This window comes from Leifsonia poae (assembly GCF_020009625.1).
GTDB lineage: Bacteria > Actinomycetota > Actinomycetes > Actinomycetales > Microbacteriaceae > Leifsonia > Leifsonia poae_A.
In genome coordinates this window covers 2,701,038-2,718,711 of record NZ_JAIHLP010000002.1, presented here as the reverse complement: position 1 = coordinate 2,718,711, position 17,674 = coordinate 2,701,038, and the positions used below count along the sequence as shown (strand labels likewise).

Genomic DNA, 17,674 nt, shown 5'->3' with positions numbered 1-17,674 from the left:
TGGTCCCATGACCAGTTCGAGGGCGGCCGCAGTCCGGGCAGTCGATGCGGCGCTGTCCGCGGCCAACGTGATGATGCGCGTCGCCGCCCGGTCGGTCTTCGAGGTCGAGGACAGGGTCACCACGCCGCAATTGCGTGTGCTGATGATGATCGCCGCCACCGGCCCGCAGAATCTCGGCGCCGTCGCAACAGAGCTCGGAGTACATCCGTCGAATGCGACTCGGGCATGCGAGAAGCTGGTGCGCGCCGGGTACATCGTGCGTTCGGACCACCCCGCCGACCGCCGCTACATCCGCCTCGAATTGACCGAGACGGGCAACGACCTTGTGAACCACGTGCTCGACCGTCGGCGGTCGTCGATGGCTCAGGTCCTGCAGAGTCTGCCGGAGACGGACCAGATGCGCATCGCAGACGCGTTCGAGATCTTCGCGCGTGCAGCAGGCGGCGAGGCCATCCACGACGGACGGTTCGCGTTCTCACTGAATCCGTGACCGACCGAACGGACTGCGCCCATCGGCAGGGCAGCCTTTTATCGGCTCAGTGCTCCGCCTTCGGGTAATTCCCGTGCCGCTTCTCCGTGCTCGTCACTTCGGGCCGTTCACCGTGGTGGGACGCTCCGGTGTACTCCCCTTCGACGCGCGGGTCCGGTGCATCCGCCTCGGTCTCGGTGTACTGACCGTGCACCGTTCGCCGACGCGTGTCTCCATGCTGCGTGTACTGCCCCTCCAGCGAGTCGCGTTCGGTCGCGAAGTCGCGTTCATTCTCGTTGTTCATCGCTCTCACCCCATTAATTGCTAGTACGCAATTATTGCACCAACGCCACGATTAATGAAGGGGTTCAGGTCCTGGATCGACGGCACCGCGAGCTACAGTTTCGGCTCGCTGCCGCCAGGAACCTGAACGGTCACAGTGACCGTACCGAAGGGCTGCACGGCATCGTGGCCGGCGACGCTCGCGGTGACGGGCGTCCTGACTCGGCGGGGGCTGTCGCGCACGGTGGCCGCCCCGCTAGGGTGAGGCCAGCGGTCGCGCCGCGGGGCGCGTGAAAGCGGGTTGGGCGGACTGCTCGGCGGCGGAAAGAAGTAGCCCGCTCATGACGAGGCGACGACGAAAGGGGTGGCACTATGAACGCTATTGCCAGGTTCGCCTATGAAGAGATCGTCGGGAACAGTCACGTGATGGTCGCCTCGACCGTTCTTGGCGGTTAGGAGCACAGATCATGCGCAAATGGGTTCTCCTGGTCGGGGTCGCGTTCGTCATCAACCTGATCTTGCTGCTCGTCGTGGTACTGCTCCTGCCTCAGGTGAAAGGCGGGATCGGTGTTCTCTGGGCGGCGATCGTGCTGACCGCCGCCACCGTGCTGATCAAACCGGCGTTGACGACCTTCCTGACCAACCGCGGCACTCGACTGCAGTCGAGGGCATCCTGGTTGCGCGGCAAGACGCTCACCTACCTGGTGGACCTGGTGGTGACGTTCGCGGTGTTCTGGATCGCGGTGGTGTTCTCCAGCGTGCGCATCACCAGCTTCTGGGGGTGGTTCTGGGGCACGCTCATCCTCTGGGCCGGTTTCATCGTCTACGACCTGTTCGAAGACCGCATCCGCAAACGGGCAGGCGATCTCTACGACCGGGCAACAGGCGCCGGCACGTGAGTCCGGGGCGGGGCGGGCTCGCATTGGAACGCGCGCCGCTGATCGACGTCTTATGGCGTGGGCGAATCGCTCGTCGCGATCGATTCGGCTCGTCGCAGCTTGCTGTCCCGTGCGTCTTCGCGGGCGAAGCTGACGATCACGGCGATCATGGGCGCCCAGAGGATCACCTGGGTGGTCACGAGCACAGGGTTGGCGGCGCTGCCGAGCCCTCGTCCGGCCGGGTCGCCCGCTCCCCCGGACTGTGCGTAAATCGTGAAGTCCGTGATCGCGGCTCGGGGCGGAACCCAGTGAATCACTGGAATCCAGCCGCCCAACCCGCTGCGGAGGGCGTGGGGTTCGAACTCTAGCGCGGCCCCACTGAACGCCTATGAGATCGCCAAAACCCGCGAGAATTCAACGGTTCTGGACACAGCTTGACGTCGTCCGGTGCTCTCCGATTTCGCTCAAGTGCTGTCAAATCGTTGTCACGCCGCGGCCTCCCTGTCACACGGCCTCAGTCCGACCCACATCGTGTACGGCTGCCTCGTTACCAGGCGGTCAAAGCCAGTGCTTGTACTTGAATACCCCCCAGAGCCCGACTCCGAGGCCGACCATCAGCGCGACGGCGAAGGGGTAGCCCCACACCCAGTGGAGCTCCGGCATGTGGTCGAAGTTCATGCCGTAGATCGAGGCGATCAGCGTCGGCGTGAACAGGATCGCCGCCCAGGAGGAGATCTTCTTGACCTCTTCGCCCTGTTCGATGGTCTCTTTCGCGAGCCGGCGACTCTCTTCGCCCTGAGCGAGGCTTGCGCTCGACATCCGGCGCATCGCATCGTTCTGTTCCAGGGTGACGAGAGTCGAATGAACGGTGAGGGCGTTCTCCAGCAGTGACCGGCACGTGTTGACTCGTTCCGTGACCCTGACGATGTGATCGAGGACGTTGCGCTGCCGATTCTGCACATCGTCGTCGGTGCCGTAGCGCTCCGCGCCCCGGAGGAGGCCCTGCACCATGCCGGGAAGCGGCCCGATGGCCCGCTGGAACGCGATCACCTGCTCGAGAAGGCGGTAGATGCGTTCAGACAGAGCGGGGTCGACGTGACCACCGGCGAACAGGCCGTCCTCGACCTGATCGATGTCCTCTTCGAGACCTGCGACGACCGGTGCATAGCCGTCCACGATCTCGTCGAGCAGAGCGGTGAGCATCGCCTCCGGACCGAGCCCGAGGAAGGCCGGCTCTGCCTCCAACGCGCCACGGATGGCCGCCAAGTCCGGTCCTCCGCCGCGCCGAAGCGTGATCACGAAGCGCGGGCCGACGAACAAATGGATCTCCCCGAAGGCGACCTGCTCGGCACGGTCGTCGTACGTGGCGGGCCGGAGGACGACGAACATGGTGTCGCCATAACGCTCGAGCTTCGCCCGTTGGTGGCCCTTGCGGGCGTCCTCGACCGCGAGGGGGTGCAACCCGAATCTGGTCGCGGCTTCCTCGAGGGTCGCCGGATCCGGATCGAGCAGTCCGATCCAGGCCGATGCGTTCTCGGACTGGAGCGCGGCTGCCGCTTCGGCCAGGCTCTGAGGCGCGGCCGTTCGGCGGCCATCGATGTAGATGTGTCCGTCGATCGAGTTCAACCCTCAGCTCCTTCGTGCGACGCAGCACCGTGTGGGTCACGCACAAGGATCGCTTGGATCGCGGGACCGACCGTCGCGATCAGCTCCTCGTGATCGGCTTTCGCCAGCGTGGCGACGCCGATGATGCGCCGGCTGGTGATGATGCCGACGAGCATTGCGGCCGCCAGGCCGGCGCGTAGCGCTGTGACCTCAGTGCTGCGTTTCGCCCCGTGAATGAGGCGGGCCTGGATGAAGTCCCGCAACTGCGTATTGGCCTGCTCGTTGACGATCGCGCCTCGAAGCATGGCCATCAGTGGTTCCGACTCGTCGGGTGGCCCTTCCCACGCTTCCAGGAACGCGCGGACGACGCGTTCGCCGAGGTGAGCGTCCGGACCTTCGAACGCGGTGTCGAAGCGCCGAAGCGCCGATGGAGGAACGGACATGACGGCCGCGAAGAGCTCGTCTTTGGAGCCGAAGAACTGCATGACCTGGGACGGGTCCACTCCGGCATCCGACGCCACACGTCGGATCGTCGTACCGGCGAACCCGTCACCGGCGAAGCGCGCACGCGCGGCGGCGAGCACGGCCGCGCGCGTGCTCGCACCCCCCGGCCTTCGCCCAACACGCGCCTGCCGGGACTGGGAGTCGGCTGTCATGACCTCAATCTACCGGACGCCATGACGTTTTCTCAACGTTTGTTGAGTTTAGTGAACGTCGGTCAGCGACCGTTCGGCCTCGGTGCTTCCTCACAGTTTCTCAACACCCGTTGAGTTAAGACGCGAATGAACGTACGCTCGGATTCGACGCCGAGCTCTGAGGACGAAAGGGCTCACGAAAGAAGGGCACTCGTGATGAGCGAAGACCAGATGATGTTCGTACCCTCTCAGCCGCTGCCGCCCGCCAGGACCGGCATCCTGACCGCGTTCGATCCCGGCACCCGCACCCTCGAGGCCGGGTTCCGGATCGCCCCACCGTTCAAGGCCCTCCCGGTGGACATCGTGTTCGAGAAGGACACCGCCGTGCAGCTTCGGGACGGCACGACGATCCACGTCGACGTGTTCCGGCCGGCTGGCACAGACCCGGTGCCGGTGATCGTCGCCTGGAGCCCGTATGGAAAGGCGCAAGGCACCTCGGTCAGCGTGATGGGTGTGTTCGGTCTGGTCGGGTTGTCCAACGACACCGTGTCCGGGCTGGAGAAGTTCGAGGCGCCCGACCCGGCGTACTGGTGCGCCCGCGGATACGCGATCTGCAACGTGGACATCCGTGGAGTCGTCGACTCCGAGGGCGACAGCGTGCTGTGGGATCGCCAAGAGGGCCGCGACTGCTATGACGTGATCGAATGGCTCGCCGCGCAGGAGTGGTGCTCCGGCAAGGTCGGTATGAGCGGAACGTCCTACCTCGCCGTGTCACAGTGGTTCACGGCGGCCGAGCAGCCGCCGCACCTCGTGGCCATCAACCCGTGGGAGGGCGTCAGCGACGTCTACCGTGACCTCGTGATGCGTGGCGGGATGCCGGACACCGGGTTCGCGCAGCAGCTCCAGGACGGCAGCTTCTTCGGCAGGAACCGCAAGGAGGACATCCTCTCCGAGGCCGAGCGGTACCCGCTGATGACCGAGCTCTGGGAGAACAAGATCCCCGAGTTCGAGAAGATCACCGTCCCGGCCTACATCGTCGCCAGCTACTCGAACACGCTGCACACCGCCGGCACCTTCCGGGCCTGGCGGCGGATCGCCTCCGACGAGAAGTGGCTGCGGATCCACAACAGCCAAGAATGGCCCGACTACTACGACGAGACGAACGTGGAGGACCTCCGCCGGTTCTTCGACCACTACCTGCTCGGCGTCGACAACGGCTGGGAGACCACCCCGCGCGTGCGGTACTCAGTGCTCGACCTCCAGGGCGGTGACGAAGTGAATGTGCCGGCGGATTCGTTCCCACCCGCCGATGTCACCTCGACGACGTTCTATCTGGATGCCCGCACCCGCACGTTGGGCACCTCCGCTCCCGAGGCCGAGGCGGAGGCGTCGTACGCAGTCGACGCGAACCCGAACGCGGTGTCGTTCCTCACCCGTTTCGACGAGGAGACAGTGCTGGTCGGGTATCCGAAGGCACACCTGTTCGTCGAAGCCAGGGGCGCCGACGACATGGATCTCTTCGTGCTCGTGCAGAAGCTCGACCGGTTCGGCACACCACTGCAGGCGTTCACCGTACCGAACCAGTCGGCCATGGCACACGACCTCACCGATCATGGCGCCACCATCCTGCGCTACAAGGGCTCCGACGGACGCCTCAGGATCTCGCTGCGGAACCTCGACGAGACGCTCACGACCGACGACGTGCCCGCGCACACCTTCGACAGGGTCGAGAAGGTCGCGTCCGGCGAGATCGTCGACATCGAGATCGACCTCTTCCCCGTCGGCCTCGCGTTCCATCCGGGCGAGCAGCTGCGCTTCGTCATCAGCTCCCGCAACCTGCTCGGCACCCTCATGCCCGGCATCCGGGAGTACATCGGCGCGAACGCCGGCACCCACGTCATCCACACGGGCGGGCGGTACCCCTCCTCCATTCAGCTTCCTGTCCGAACGAAATGAGGCCCGAGATGAGCAGAGCAACGAACATCCAGGCGACCGTGCGACTGAGCGGCGAGAACACCGACGCGACCATCGACGGCTTCGAGCTGTTCTCTGCACGGCGTGCACTCGAGCTGCTCAAGCGGAAGCTCGGCCGCGAACGCCTCGTGGAACTGCTCGCCGACGAGATCGCGGCCGGCGACGCTTTCCTGCGCGGGCACCTCGAACGTTCCGCCGGTGAGGAAGCGACGGGTACGACCACGCTCCGAGCGCGCGGCATCACGGCGGCCGCCTTCGGCGCCTGGCTCGGTGCCGCGTTCGCCCGCGAGGATGTGATGCTCGCCGGGCATCCCGAGCACTACTCGATCCACGCAGCGCCCGGGCAGAACGTGAACATCGTCGAGACCCTCGACGAATACGTCTGCTCGTTCTTCATGCGACCCTGGGACGACAGCGTCATCGTCGATCAGGAACTTCCGGCAGCGGACCGGTCACGGCCCGCCGGTCGCCGGTCGCACATGCTCCTCGCCGACGGAACGGTCGTCGGCTCGATAGCCAACGCGTTCGACGAGGAGCCGGACGGGTTCACCGCACGGCTCTCCGTCACGCTGCCGGCGACCTGCGCGCCCGCTGTCATCGACCAGCACCTCGAGCACTTCGCCGTCGAATTCCGTACCTGGATCCTGCGAGCCGCCACCGAGCGATCCGCGTAGCGGTGATCGCGCTTTCGCCTAGAACGGATACCGACCCGGCTCGCCGCTGACGGTTGTCATCCGGAGCTCCGTGAAGTCCTCGATCGCGTAGTGGCCGGAACGGCCCCATCCACTGTCCTTGACCCCGCCGACGGGCAGCGCGGCCTCGCTGGCCATGGTCGGCGCGTTCACGTGGACGATGCCCGTGTCGAACCGTTGGGACATCTCGAGGCCCCTGGCTCTGTCGCCCGTCATGATCGAGGCGCTGAGTCCGTATCGGGTGTCCTGTGCAGCGCGCAGGGCGGCCTCCGCATCGTCGAACGGCTCGACGACCAGAAGCGGGCCGAACGTCTCGTCGGCGCCGGTCGTGCAGATCGCATCTGGGGGCACATGCGTGAGGATGGTCGGCGCATACAACCGGCCGTCGGCTGTGCCGCCGGTGACCAGCGTCGCCCCGCGATCGAGCGCGTCCCGAACCCGCGCGTCGATCTGCTCCACCGCCCTGTCGTCGATGAGCGGACCGATGATGACCTCGGGGTCGGTCGGATCCCCGATCTTGAGCGCCTGCACGCGCTCCGCCAGCCCGTCGACGAATTCGTCGTGCAGCGAGCGAGCCACGTACACCTTGCGCGAGTTCATGCAGACCTGGCCTTGATGGAGGAACGCTCCGAAGGTGACCGCTTTGACGGCCTCCTCGACGTCCGCGTCATCGAGGACGAGCACCGGGTTGAACCCTCCGAGCTCCAGGACCATCCGCTTCAACGCCCGACCGGCCCGCTCGCCCAGGATGCGCGCTGTCCTGTCCGACCCGGTGAAGTTGATGCAGCGCACGGCCGGACTCTCGAAGAACTCCTCGGCGATCGCGGCGGCTTCGCCTGGTGCGTGCGTCACGACGTTGAACGTGCCGGCGGGGAATCCGGCCTCCTCGAGGATCTCGGCGTGGATCAGTCCCGCCGAGATCGGTGCCAGCTCGGACGGCTTGATGACGGTCGTGTTGCCGAACGCCATGGGCAGCAGGAATGTGCGCCAGGCGAGATAGAAGGCGCCGTTCCAGGGAGTGAAGCCCGCGACGACGCCGAGCGGTTTACGCGTGACCATGGCGATCCTGCCCGGGATGTCGCTGCGCAGCACGTCGCCGGCCGGAAGGTAACCCCACCCGGCCGCCTGACGGAGCATCGCCGACGACAGATGGATCTGGAAGGCGGAGAACGCCCGGCTGGCGCCACCTTCGATGGCCATGAGCTCCACGAGCTCCTCGTGCCGGCGGTCGACGATGTCGGCCGCCTTCAGGAAGAGCCTTTGACGCTCGCCAGGCGCCATCGCTGCCCACGCGGGGAAGGCCGCTGCCGCGGCGGCGACGGCGGCCACTGCTTCTTCCCTGCCGCCCGCGGCGGCTTCGGCGACGAGACCGTCGTCGAGCGGGTTGCGGACAGGGAAGGTCCGGCCACCCGGGGCGGTCCATCCGCCGTCGATGAAATGCGATGTGACGGCGGGTCCGCCGCCGACTCCTCGAAGTATCGTCATCCTGTTCCTCGCTGACTCGATGTGGCCGAAGCCCGGTTCCGTATCCGCCTCAGACGCCGAGCAGGGACTCCGCGTTGCCGTGGGCGATCTTCTCCCGATCAGGGTCGCTCACCGGTGCAGTCCTCAGATAGGCGGTCGCCCGCGCACTGTTCCCGAACGGGTGGTCGACGGAGAACAGGATGCGGTCGACCCCGAAGGCGGCGAGCGCGCAGGCCAGCGGGCCGTCCGAGTTGTACCCGGAGGTCGTGAGGTGGAGGTTCGCGCGGAGCGTCTCGGCGACCGTCCGGGCGTGCCCGGTCACGACGGGGGTGAGCATGTTCTCGATGCGGTCGAGGTGGAACGGCAGGCCCTCGCCCATGTGACCGACGATGAGCTTCAGGTTCGGAAGCTCCTCGAACACGCCCGCGACGACCATCCGCAGCACGTGCATCCCGCATTCGGCGTGCCAGCCCCAGCCCGAGGTGGAGAGGCACGCGGCGGCTTCTGCCGGCAGGCCCGCGTAATAGGCCTGGTCGACCGCGGGCGGCGGCGGCGCTGGATGCAGGTAGATCGGCACGTCGAGCCGGGCGGCCTCTCTGAGGATCGGGCGAACGGACGGGTCGTCGAGGAACACCCCGTGGGTCTGGCCGTGGATCATCGCGCCCAGGAATCCGAGTTCCTCGATGCCGCGCGTGAGCTCGTCGACGGCTGCCACCGGGTCGCTCATCGGCAGGGCCGTGAACGCCCGGAAACGATCGGGATGCTCCGCGACTGCCTGCGCCATCCGGTCGTTGAGCTGGCGGTTCACCTCGACGGACTGCGCGGGAGGGAGGTCCTGCGCGATGCTGCTGAGGGCCGAGAGCACCTGGATGTCAATGCCGGCCTCGTCCATCATGCGCAGCCGTGCCTCTCCCACGTCGTCGAGTTCCGCCGCACGTCTGCCTGCACGCGGGCCCAGGTCGAGCCCGGCGGCCTGGATGATGTCGCGGGGGAACGTGTGCTCCTCAAGTGCGATGATCCTCATCGTGCTCCCCTCTCTGATTCGAGTGCGGCAGCGGTGCGGTCGACGAACTGCCGGAAGGTGGTGGGCGGCCGTCCGAGCAGCCAGGTCAGTACGTTCGGGTTGCCGATGAAGTCGTGGGCGCTGTATGTCGAGGTGATCCCGCGCAGAACGCTCAGCTCGTGGGAGACCGTCGCAGGGTCAGCGTCGCCCACCCAGGCGCGGAGGTAGCTGTCAGGGTCGATCTCGTGCACGGTTATGAGCCGGCCGAGAGCCTCGGAGAGGATGCCGCCGAGCTCGAACGCGGTGTATCGTCCCGGCGCGACGAGCTCGTAGGTCGCGCCGGCGTGCGCCACCGGGTCTACGAGCACCGCCTCGGCGACCTCAGCGACGTCGCCGAGATCGACCAGGGACTGCGTACGCTCGAGCGACCACGACAGCTCGAACACGTCCCGCTCGAACACGGGCACCAGCTTCAGCGGAAGCATGTAGTTCGCCGGCTGCAGGATGGTGAACTCCAGGCCCGAGGTCACCAGATGCTCTTCAATATCCCGCTTGATGACGTGCTGCACCAGACCGGTGATGATCGAGTGCAGCACCGAGCTGAACACGAAGTGCTCGACGCCGGCGCGCACCGCCGCGTCAATGAGGCCGACACCCATCGCCCGCTCGCGCGGGTGGAGGGTGGGGCCGACATGGTAGATCGCGCTGGCGCCGTCGACGATGCGCGGCCAGCTGCGCTCGTCGCCCAAGTCCTCCGCCAGCACATCCTGCACGCCGGCCTCCAGAAGCGCCCGCACGGACTCCGCGGAGGCGACCACCGCGCGCACTTCGTGCCCGGCGTCGAGGAGCCGGGGAATCAGGTGCCTGCCCTGGTTGCCGTTGGCGGCGGTGACGACGATCACCGGTGGAACCGTTGCGTGATCGTTCCGATTCCCTCGATCTCCGTGGTCACGGTGTCGCCGGCCTGGAGGAACCGCGGCGGCGCCATCCCGGCGCCGACGCCCGAGGGAGTCCCGGTGAAGATGAGGTCGCCCGGGCGGAGCTCGACGACCTCGGAGAGCCGGCTGACGAGGTCGGAGACAGAGAAGATCAGCTGGTCAGTGCGGCTCTGCTGCACTCGCGTGCGCGTCCCGTCGGCCGCGGTGATGTCGGTGGTGATCGCCAGGGAGTCCGGGTCGTCGAACTCGTCGAGCGTGACGATGACCGGTCCGGTGGGCGCGAACGCCTCGAACGACTTACCCACACTGAACTGGGCCGGGCTGCCCTGCCACTGCACGGTGCGTTCGGAGAGGTCCTGGCCGACGGTGAACCCCGCGACATGATCCAGGGCGTCGCCGGCGGCGATGCGGCGTCCGGGCGCTCCGATCACGACCACCAGTTCGGCCTCCCAGTCGACCGTGTCTCCCGGAAGCCTCACGTCGGCGTCGGGTCCCGTGACGGAGGAGGCGAACTTGGTGAACACGACCGGATGCTCGGGGATGGCGAGGCCCGACTCCTCGGCATGGTCGGCGTAGTTCAGCCCGATGCCGAAGACCTGCTGCGGTCGCGGCGATGGAGCGCCGAGCTCGAAGGGCCCGTAGGCGATCGAGTCAGGATGCCCGGCGACATCGACGTCGCGGGCCCACTCGGTCAGCTCCCGCCATCGCGCGAAGACGCCCTCCGGCTCGGAGGCGAAGGCTCCTTCGCTTGCCCGCTCGATGTCGAGGGCGCGGTCGCCGTCGATGAGGACGAGGCGGTGGTCGAGGTTGCCGATTCGCATGATGGATCGCTTTCTTCTCGGGTGGTGCGGAAACCGCGGAGGGCGTGGTCGAGCACCGCGGCGGGATCGGTGTTCTCCGGTCCGACCCAGGCGATGTGCTGGTCGGGCCGCACTAGAACGAGGAGGTCTCCGGCGACCGGCGCGAAGCCCTGCCGGACCGGGTCGACCGAACGCAACGGCAGGCGTCGGCCGGCGGCCTCCCGCGCCCAAGCATCCGTGTGCTCCCCGAGGACGGTGAACTCGGGCCCAAGGATGTCGAACAGCGAGTTCCCGTGCACGTCCCGCTGATGCGGGAGCCGGTTGCCGGGCTCCGCGCGGGGCACGTAGACATCGGTGCCCGGTGACTGCAGGGCTGAGGTCTCGCCGTAGCCGTAGCCGAGCACCAGGCCGAGGGCGTAGAACTCGGCGCGTTTTGCCTGCTCGATCTCCATCGCTGCGGCGGTCCTGGCTTGTCGCCCTACCTCGCCGGCCGCCATGAGGCCGGTCGATCCGAGGTCGATCGACAGCGCCTTCATGTTCGTCGCCGCGAGGTCGATGGTTTGCTGCGCCACGGGCCGGCGCTCGTCTTCGTAGCTGTCGAGGAGCTCGGCGGGTGCCCAGCCGCGCAGCACGGCCGCCAGTTTCCACGCCAGGTTCACGGCGTCGCCGACGCCGGTGTTGAACCCGTGGCCGCCCCACGGAGGGTTCTGGTGGGCGGCGTCACCGATGAGGAAGGCCCGCTTGCGCCCGTACGAGTCGCTGAGCAGCATGCGCGCCTGCCACGGATCGGTCGCGATGACCTCGACGTCGACGTCCGCGCCGACCAGGTTCCTGACCACGCGGGCTGCCTCATCGGCGTCGGCGATGGACTCGGTTCCCGTGGCGATCGCCCACCACTTACCGTCGAGGTCGAGCGGACCGACCACGCCCGGCGCGGCGGGGTTCAGTGCCCAATGGTGCACCGCCGGTCGGGCAGGGAGCACACCGGCGAGCCCGCTCGACCGGAAGGTGATGTTCACGTTCGGACGGCCGCCGACGGCGCCGACGTACGCGGCCCCGATCGCGTGCCGCACGACACTGCGCGCCCCGTCTGCACCGACCAGGTAGTCGCACGAGACGGTCGTGGTGACGCCGTTCGCATCCGCGATCTCGACGCGCGGCCGGTCGCCCGAGGTGTCGACGCTCATTCCTGTGCTGCCGAATCGGGCATCCACGAGCGCTTCGTGCTCGATCAGGTGCCGCAGCGACTCCTCGACGATCGCCTGCGTCACCTGCTGACCTGGCTCGGACGTGAGCTCGGAGCCGGCGAGGTCGAGCCCGAGCACACCGGTCAGGCGCACGATGTCCTCCCCGGCCGGCGTGGTGCAGAACCGCACTTCGTCACTCCACGACACGGGGATCGGAGCCCGGCGGCGGATCTCCGCCGCTGCCCCCGTTCGCCGGAAGAGCTCCATCGAACGCGCCGAGGTCGTCTTGGCCCGGGGTCGCGAGTGCTCGACTTCCCGACGTGGCTCCACGAGCATGCACGCGACTCCGTGGAAGGCGAGCTCCAACGCCATCGCCAGCCCGACCGGTCCCCCTCCGAGGATCAGGACGGGGGCGTCGGCGTCGGTCACCAGACCTCGGGAAGGAAGATGTCTTCGGGGATCGTCTCCGGCAGGTACTCGCCTGCGCGTGCCCGCTCGTGGATCTCCTGGAAGCTCAGACCCGCATCGCGAGCCTCGACGAGCTTCTCCGGGTCGAAGAAGGTCCCGATCGGGTTCTCCGCGAACTCCAGCGAGTTGGCGATCCACTCGCTCGAGTCGGCCCAGTCGCCGAACCCGTCCACCTGGATCTCCACCCCATTGCCGTCCGGGTCCTGGTAGTACACCGACATGGTGATGCCGTGGTCGAGCGTGAGGAACGGCAGGATGCCCTTGTTGCGCAGCCGGATGTAGTTGTTGATCCACATGTCGAACGTCTTGAACTCGAACGCCGTGTGGTGGATGCCCGTCTCGTGTCCCTTGTCCGTGGGGTGCTTGAGACCGGGAGGCGAGAGAAGGGCGATGCGGTGATTGGCCTCGTCGTTGGTCAGCCAGGCGGCCTCGTCGCTGTGGAACACCGGGCGCAGCCCGCACACGATGCCGTACCACTCGACCATTTGGTCGAGGCGGAGGGTCGTGAACGTGGTGTGGTGCAGCTTGGGGGCGTTCACGGGGAAACCGGTCGAACGATTCTCGGGCATGGGCGTCTCTCCTTTGAGAACGGGCCGAACCTCGGGTCGAGGGCCGGCGGAACAAGATCGGTTCTTCGATGATTCAACGTGCTCGGGATACTGCTGCGCCAGTGCCGCGAGCACAATGTCTGCGCGTCAGTCGTGCTGCGTGCCCAGCGATCGGCTACCGCTCCGCTCGCATCGCCTCCTCGTGCACCGCCAGAGCGACCCGGAGATGGATGTGGCGCGAACGCACCGGGCGCCCCAGCAGCTCCTCCGCCCGTCGCACACGGTAGGTGACGGTATTGCGCGAGACGCCCAGTCGTTCGGCAACCGCCTGCGGGCTGCAGCCGGTATCAAGGTAAGCGGCCAGTGTCCGGCGGAGGTCCGCCGTCGCCGCTCCAGGATCGGTGAGCGCACCCAGCTCGTTCCGTGCGAAGCGGAGGGCACGGGGGCGGTCCGCCAGGAGGAGGCTGAGCAGGTCCACGTCGCGGTAGGCGGTGACAGGCGCGGGGGACGGCTCGCGGGCGAGCATGCCGAAGGCCGCGACGGCGTCGAGGTGGGCGGAGCGAAAGCCCGCGGCGCCGGAGGCCTCTCCGGAGAACGCGACGTGCATCGCCGGCGGCAGCGCGACCGCTGAGAGTCGCTCCGTCCAGGCTGATCCCTGCTGCGGGGTGACCCAGGCCCAGCAGATCGCTGGACCCGCCTCCAGCAGAAGCTTCTGTTCGCATCCGACCCGGCGGATGAGGTCGCTGGCGGCCTCGTGGAGCGCAGCGGGGTCCGCATCGATTGTTCTGGCCGAGCTCCAGAGCACCAACGCCACGTGCGAGCGGCCGAGCGCATACCTCAGACGGCGTTCAACGGACGGTGCGACGGGTCCGATGCCGCGCAGGATCTCGGTGACGAGCGTGAGGCGTTCGACGGCGTCGCTCTGCGCCCAGCGTCGTTCCTCCTCGCGGTAGAACGCCGCCATCTCGGTGGAGAACACATCGAAGAACATGAACATGCGTTCCGAGAGAATGCGCATCTGCTCCGGACGCCGAGTCGGGTCCCCGACGCGCGCGCACTCGGTGAGGAAGGCCGCGGCGATCACCGAGTGTCCGAGCTGGATGCCGCGCAGCATGGCGTCGAGACCGACCCTGCGACGGACGAACTCCGGGATGCCCGCGAGTGACTCCGAGGTCGCCGCCGCGTCCAGTTCTACGCCCGAGAGGGCGAGCAGGAGTTGCAGCGTAGCCGATTCGGTTCCCATTCTCAGCACGTCGAATCCGTCATCGGCGACATGGCCGGGGATCTCGGTCGCCACGCGCGACGCGACATCGTGGCCCACCTCCACCGCCCACTGCACGGCGCTGCGGCCGATCACGGCAGAAGCTCGGGAGATCAGGCCGCCGCTGCTGGCCGCGACGATCCGCAGTCCATCCGGCGTCGGCTGCAGGTCGGTCAGCCACGACAGCCCGGCGGCCAGCGGACGCGAAGCGAAGACCCCGGGATCGGAGGCGGGGATCACCGCGCGCAGGGCGGCGGTCATGACCGGTCTCCCCCGATGGGAACGATACGCGGAAGGGCGGGCTCGACGAGGTCGAGCGCGGCCGCGACTTGTGCGTCGGGCCCGATGTCGTGCAGCCGGTACAGCTCCTGGAGGGTGCCGGTCTGGCCGAACTCGGTGACGCCGAGGTTCACGCTCGGCACGCCGCGGATCGCGGCCAGGAAGGCGAGGGTATGCGGGTGCCCGTCGAGCACGGTCACCATCGGGACGGCGCGGTCGGCGGGCAAGACCTGGTCGATGATGGCCGCATCTCCCCCGCCATGCCCGGTCCGCGCGCGCACGGCGCGGTACAGCCGGTCGGCGCTCGTCACGCACACCACGTCTGTATGCACGCCCAGCTCGTCGAGGCGGTCGGCCGCCTTCAGCACCTCCGGCAGGAGAGCGCCCATGCCGACCAGGGTGACGTCCGGGCGTTCGGCGCGGCGCAGCAGGTAGCCGCCGGAGACCACCTGCCGGCGACGTCGTTCGCGGGCGCCGGGATCGGCCGGCACCGCCGCCAGGGCCTGGTCGAGCACACGGGATGACAGCCGGAAGTAGCTCGAGGACCCGTCGCGCCGTCCCAGCCGAGAGAGGGCGTCGAGCATGCACCACTCGAAGTCCTGCACGAATGCAGGTTCGAACGCGACGACCCCTGGCTGCTCGATTCCGATCGACGGCGAGATGATCGACTGGTGCGCCCCGCCTTCCGCGGCCAGGGTCACCCCGGAGGGCGTCCCGATCAGGATGGACTGGCCGCCGCCGTAGACACCGAACGACCATGGCTCGAGGGCGCGGGTGACGAACGGGTCGTACAGTGTCCCGATCGGGAACAGTGGCCGCCCCCATCGGCTCCACGTCGCGCCGAGCTCCCCGAGCAGCGAGACGAGGTTCACCTCGGCGATGCCGAGCTCGATGTGCTGGCCGGTGGGGCGCTCGCTCCAGTGCAGGATCGTCTCCGCGTCGTCGGCGAACCAGTCGGGACGCTCGGTCGGCGACCACACGCCGGCCTTGTTCACCCAGCCGCCCAAGTTGGTGCTGGAGGCCACGTCGGGTGCGACCGTGACGATCCTCCCGGCCGCTTCGGGCGCCAGACGTGTAAGGTCGAGCAGCAGCCGGCCGAGCGCCTGCTGCGTCGAGCTGTGGCCCTTCACCTCGCGCTCGAAGTCCTGCGGGACCGAGGGCGGCGCGGCATCCACCACGGGTGACCGGCGAAGCCGCACTGCCGTCGCCGCGCACAGATCGGCCTCGGGCGATCCTGGGGCAAACGGCCGCCACGGATCCGCAACGCTCTCGCCGAGCTCGTCGGCCACCTGGGCAAGCTGGGCGGCGGTCAGCAGGTTGGAGTGATTCTGCGGATGCCCGGCGCTCGGAAGGCCGTGCCCCTTGATCGTGTAGGCCAGGATGATCGTGGGCCGCTGGTCGTCGATCTGCTCGAGCGCCTGAGTCAGGCTGCGGAGGTCATGCCCGGCGAGGCCGCGGATCACTCGGAGCACTGCGGCGTCGTCCAGGTCGCGCAGGAGCGCGTCGATGGCATCCGCCCCCTCGCTCGCACCAGGCAGGCGCTCGCGCAACTGGGCCGGCGTGCAGCGCAGGAGGCGCTGATACTCGGGGTTCGACATCTGATCGATGCGGCGCTTGAGGTGCTCGCCTCCTGGCTTCTCGAACAGTTCAGTGAGCAGCCGGCCGTATTTCAGGGTGATGACCTGCCACCCCGCCGCGGCGAACATGGCCTGCAAACGCGTTGCCGAGATGTTCGGCACGACGCGGTCGAGGGACTGCCGGTTGAAGTCGACGATCCACACAAGCTCGCCAAGGTCGGAGACGGTCGGGTCCATGAGGGCCTCCCAGACGGCTCCCTCGTCGAGCTCGGCGTCGCCGACCAGGCTGAACTGCCTCCCGACGCTGCGCGGCCGCCCCGCGCTGTCAGCCGCGAATCGCCGCGCGACGGCTCCCCAGATCGGCGCGGTCGCCCCGATCCCGACCGAGCCGGTCGAGTAGTCGACGGTGTCGGGGTCCTTAGATCGACTCGGGTAGCTCTGCAACCCGTGAAATGCGCGCAACGTGCCCAGCTGATCCGGCTGGAGTTCGCCGAGCAGGTAGTTGATCGCGTGCAGCACCGGAGAGGCGTGCGGTTTGACCGAGACGCGGTCGTTCGCCGTGAGGCCCGTGAACCAGAGGGCGGTCATGATCGTGGCCATCGACGCGCTGGATGCCTGGTGGCCCCCGATCTTGAGACCATCCGGGTCTTTGCGAGCCGACGAGTTCGCGGCATCGACCATCGCGGTCGACAGCCACAGCACCTTCCGCTCGACGGCCTCGAGCGTGGCCGAATCGACCCGAGCCGGGCGAACCGACGTTGCATCCATATGCGGACTCCCTCGTCCAGACCACCTTGTCGACAGAGAATATATCTTATAGAGTAACGCGGACGGCGATGGCGCCGCAAGCACACGGGCGCTGTCGTGGGACGATGACACAAACGCCCGACGAGGAGACGCATGACTCAGGAGACACAGGTCAGATCACTCGCCGAGTCGAGCGCCTCGATCGTCGACCTCGTCACGGCAGAGATCCGCCGTGCTGTGCTAACCGGCGCACTCGCACCCGGCACCGCATTCTCGATCCGAGACCTCGCAACCCAGCTCGGCGTGAGTCACATCCCCGTGCGCGAGGCCCTGCGAAGACTGGAGTCACAAGGGCTGATCGTGCTGCGCCGCGCTCGAAGCGCGAGCGTCGCGCCGCTGACGAGTGCCGATCTGCAGGCGATCTACCGCTTGCGCTACCTCATCGAACTCCCACTCGCCGGCTCGTCGGCAGGCAGACGCAGTCCAGCGGAACGGGAGCGGCTCGACGCACTGCTGGAGGGCAGCCGCGACCCGGACCCCGAGGTCGCATGGCAAGCCCACTACGACTTTCACGCAGCGCTCGTCCATCCCGCCGCCAACGAGTGGGACGACAGGATGATGCAGACTCTGTGGATGGCCGCGGAACGGTACACGCATCTCGTGTTCGACCCGACCCAGATCACGGAAACGGAACGGCAGCGCCGGTACGAGACGCACCTCGTGCTGCGGGACGCCGCCCTCCGCGACGATGCCGATGCCATGGCCGACGCGCTGCGGGCCCATCTGTCGGCCAACGAGGGTCGCATCCTCGACCACATCTCGACTCTCGAAAGACGCTGAGAACACGGCTTGTGCGAACGGAAGCGC

At 67.8% G+C, this 17,674-nt stretch carries 17 protein-coding genes; 5 read left to right on the top strand and 12 right to left on the bottom strand.

All coding sequences use genetic code 11. The features are described 5' to 3' along the window. Positions 1-7 precede the first annotated feature (7 nt). On the top strand, positions 8-490 hold the full coding sequence (locus K5L49_RS13730) for a MarR family winged helix-turn-helix transcriptional regulator (protein ID WP_223693572.1): 483 nt from the start codon (positions 8-10) through the stop codon (positions 488-490). A gap of 46 nt (positions 491-536) precedes the next feature. Here the strand turns inward: K5L49_RS13730 and K5L49_RS13725 are convergent, their stop codons facing one another. Continuing rightward, positions 537-773: a hypothetical protein gene (locus K5L49_RS13725; protein ID WP_223693570.1), complete on the bottom strand. Its 237-nt coding sequence runs from the start codon at positions 771-773 to the stop codon at positions 537-539. Positions 774-1,218: 445 nt separating this feature from the next. Between K5L49_RS13725 and K5L49_RS13720 the strand changes: the two genes are divergently transcribed. Then, entirely contained in the window at positions 1,219-1,650 is a 432-nt protein-coding gene (locus tag K5L49_RS13720) for a phage holin family protein (RefSeq protein WP_223693568.1), read from the top strand. Positions 1,651-1,700: 50 nt separating this feature from the next. Here the strand turns inward: K5L49_RS13720 and K5L49_RS13715 are convergent, their stop codons facing one another. The 3 genes from K5L49_RS13715 to K5L49_RS13705 all read right to left on the bottom strand — a co-directional run bounded on the left by K5L49_RS13715 (position 1,701) and on the right by K5L49_RS13705 (position 3,890). Then, positions 1,701-1,946 (bottom strand): hypothetical protein, encoded by a 246-nt coding sequence (locus K5L49_RS13715; RefSeq protein WP_223693566.1) that lies wholly within the window; start codon positions 1,944-1,946, stop codon positions 1,701-1,703. 241 nt (positions 1,947-2,187) lie between these two features. Beyond that, positions 2,188-3,255 (bottom strand): magnesium and cobalt transport protein CorA, encoded by a 1,068-nt coding sequence (locus K5L49_RS13710; protein ID WP_223693565.1) that lies wholly within the window; start codon positions 3,253-3,255, stop codon positions 2,188-2,190. Further along, complete coding sequence (locus K5L49_RS13705) at positions 3,252-3,890, bottom strand: TetR/AcrR family transcriptional regulator (RefSeq protein ID WP_223693563.1); 639 nt, start codon at positions 3,888-3,890, stop codon at positions 3,252-3,254. Before K5L49_RS13705 ends, K5L49_RS13710 begins: the two co-directional genes overlap by 4 nt. A 195-nt stretch (positions 3,891-4,085) precedes the next feature. Here K5L49_RS13705 and K5L49_RS13700 point away from each other — a divergent pair, with 195 nt between their 5' ends. After that, the gene (locus K5L49_RS13700) at positions 4,086-5,825 is read left to right on the top strand and encodes a CocE/NonD family hydrolase (protein ID WP_223693562.1); all 1,740 of its coding nucleotides are present in this window, start codon (positions 4,086-4,088) and stop codon (positions 5,823-5,825) included. Positions 5,826-5,833: 8 nt separating this feature from the next. After that, positions 5,834-6,517, top strand: a complete 684-nt coding sequence (locus K5L49_RS13695) for a hypothetical protein (protein WP_223693560.1) — start codon at positions 5,834-5,836, stop codon at positions 6,515-6,517. Between the two features lie 18 nt (positions 6,518-6,535). Here the strand turns inward: K5L49_RS13695 and K5L49_RS13690 are convergent, their stop codons facing one another. From K5L49_RS13690 to K5L49_RS13655, 8 genes are all read right to left on the bottom strand, one after another. Continuing rightward, positions 6,536-8,020 carry an aldehyde dehydrogenase family protein gene (locus K5L49_RS13690; protein WP_223693559.1) on the bottom strand — a complete coding sequence of 495 codons (1,485 nt, stop codon included), beginning with the start codon at positions 8,018-8,020 and terminating at the stop codon, positions 6,536-6,538. 49 nt (positions 8,021-8,069) lie between these two features. Continuing rightward, the gene (locus K5L49_RS13685) at positions 8,070-9,023 is read right to left on the bottom strand and encodes an amidohydrolase family protein (RefSeq protein ID WP_223693557.1); all 954 of its coding nucleotides are present in this window, start codon (positions 9,021-9,023) and stop codon (positions 8,070-8,072) included. After that, entirely contained in the window at positions 9,020-9,904 is an 885-nt protein-coding gene (locus K5L49_RS13680) for an SDR family oxidoreductase (RefSeq protein WP_223693555.1), read from the bottom strand. The genes K5L49_RS13685 and K5L49_RS13680 overlap by 4 nt, the downstream gene beginning before the upstream one ends. Continuing rightward, entirely contained in the window at positions 9,901-10,701 is an 801-nt protein-coding gene (locus K5L49_RS13675) for a fumarylacetoacetate hydrolase family protein (RefSeq protein WP_223695308.1), read from the bottom strand. Before K5L49_RS13675 ends, K5L49_RS13680 begins: the two co-directional genes overlap by 4 nt. After that, on the bottom strand, positions 10,632-12,356 hold the full coding sequence (locus tag K5L49_RS13670; RefSeq protein WP_223693553.1) for an FAD-dependent monooxygenase: 1,725 nt from the start codon (positions 12,354-12,356) through the stop codon (positions 10,632-10,634). The genes K5L49_RS13675 and K5L49_RS13670 overlap by 70 nt, the downstream gene beginning before the upstream one ends. After that, positions 12,353-12,964 carry a VOC family protein gene (locus tag K5L49_RS13665; protein WP_223693551.1) on the bottom strand — a complete coding sequence of 204 codons (612 nt, stop codon included), beginning with the start codon at positions 12,962-12,964 and terminating at the stop codon, positions 12,353-12,355. The genes K5L49_RS13670 and K5L49_RS13665 overlap by 4 nt, the downstream gene beginning before the upstream one ends. Positions 12,965-13,118: 154 nt before the next feature. Next, positions 13,119-14,465, bottom strand: coding sequence for a PucR family transcriptional regulator (locus K5L49_RS13660; RefSeq protein ID WP_223693549.1), 1,347 nt, complete (start codon positions 14,463-14,465; stop codon positions 13,119-13,121). Continuing rightward, positions 14,462-16,828, bottom strand: coding sequence for a transketolase-like TK C-terminal-containing protein (locus K5L49_RS13655; protein ID WP_223693548.1), 2,367 nt, complete (start codon positions 16,826-16,828; stop codon positions 14,462-14,464). Before K5L49_RS13655 ends, K5L49_RS13660 begins: the two co-directional genes overlap by 4 nt. A gap of 132 nt (positions 16,829-16,960) precedes the next feature. On the opposite strand from K5L49_RS13655, the gene K5L49_RS13650 reads away from it, so the two are divergent. Then, positions 16,961-17,647 carry a GntR family transcriptional regulator gene (locus tag K5L49_RS13650; RefSeq protein ID WP_223693546.1) on the top strand — a complete coding sequence of 229 codons (687 nt, stop codon included), beginning with the start codon at positions 16,961-16,963 and terminating at the stop codon, positions 17,645-17,647. Positions 17,648-17,674 lie beyond the last annotated feature (27 nt).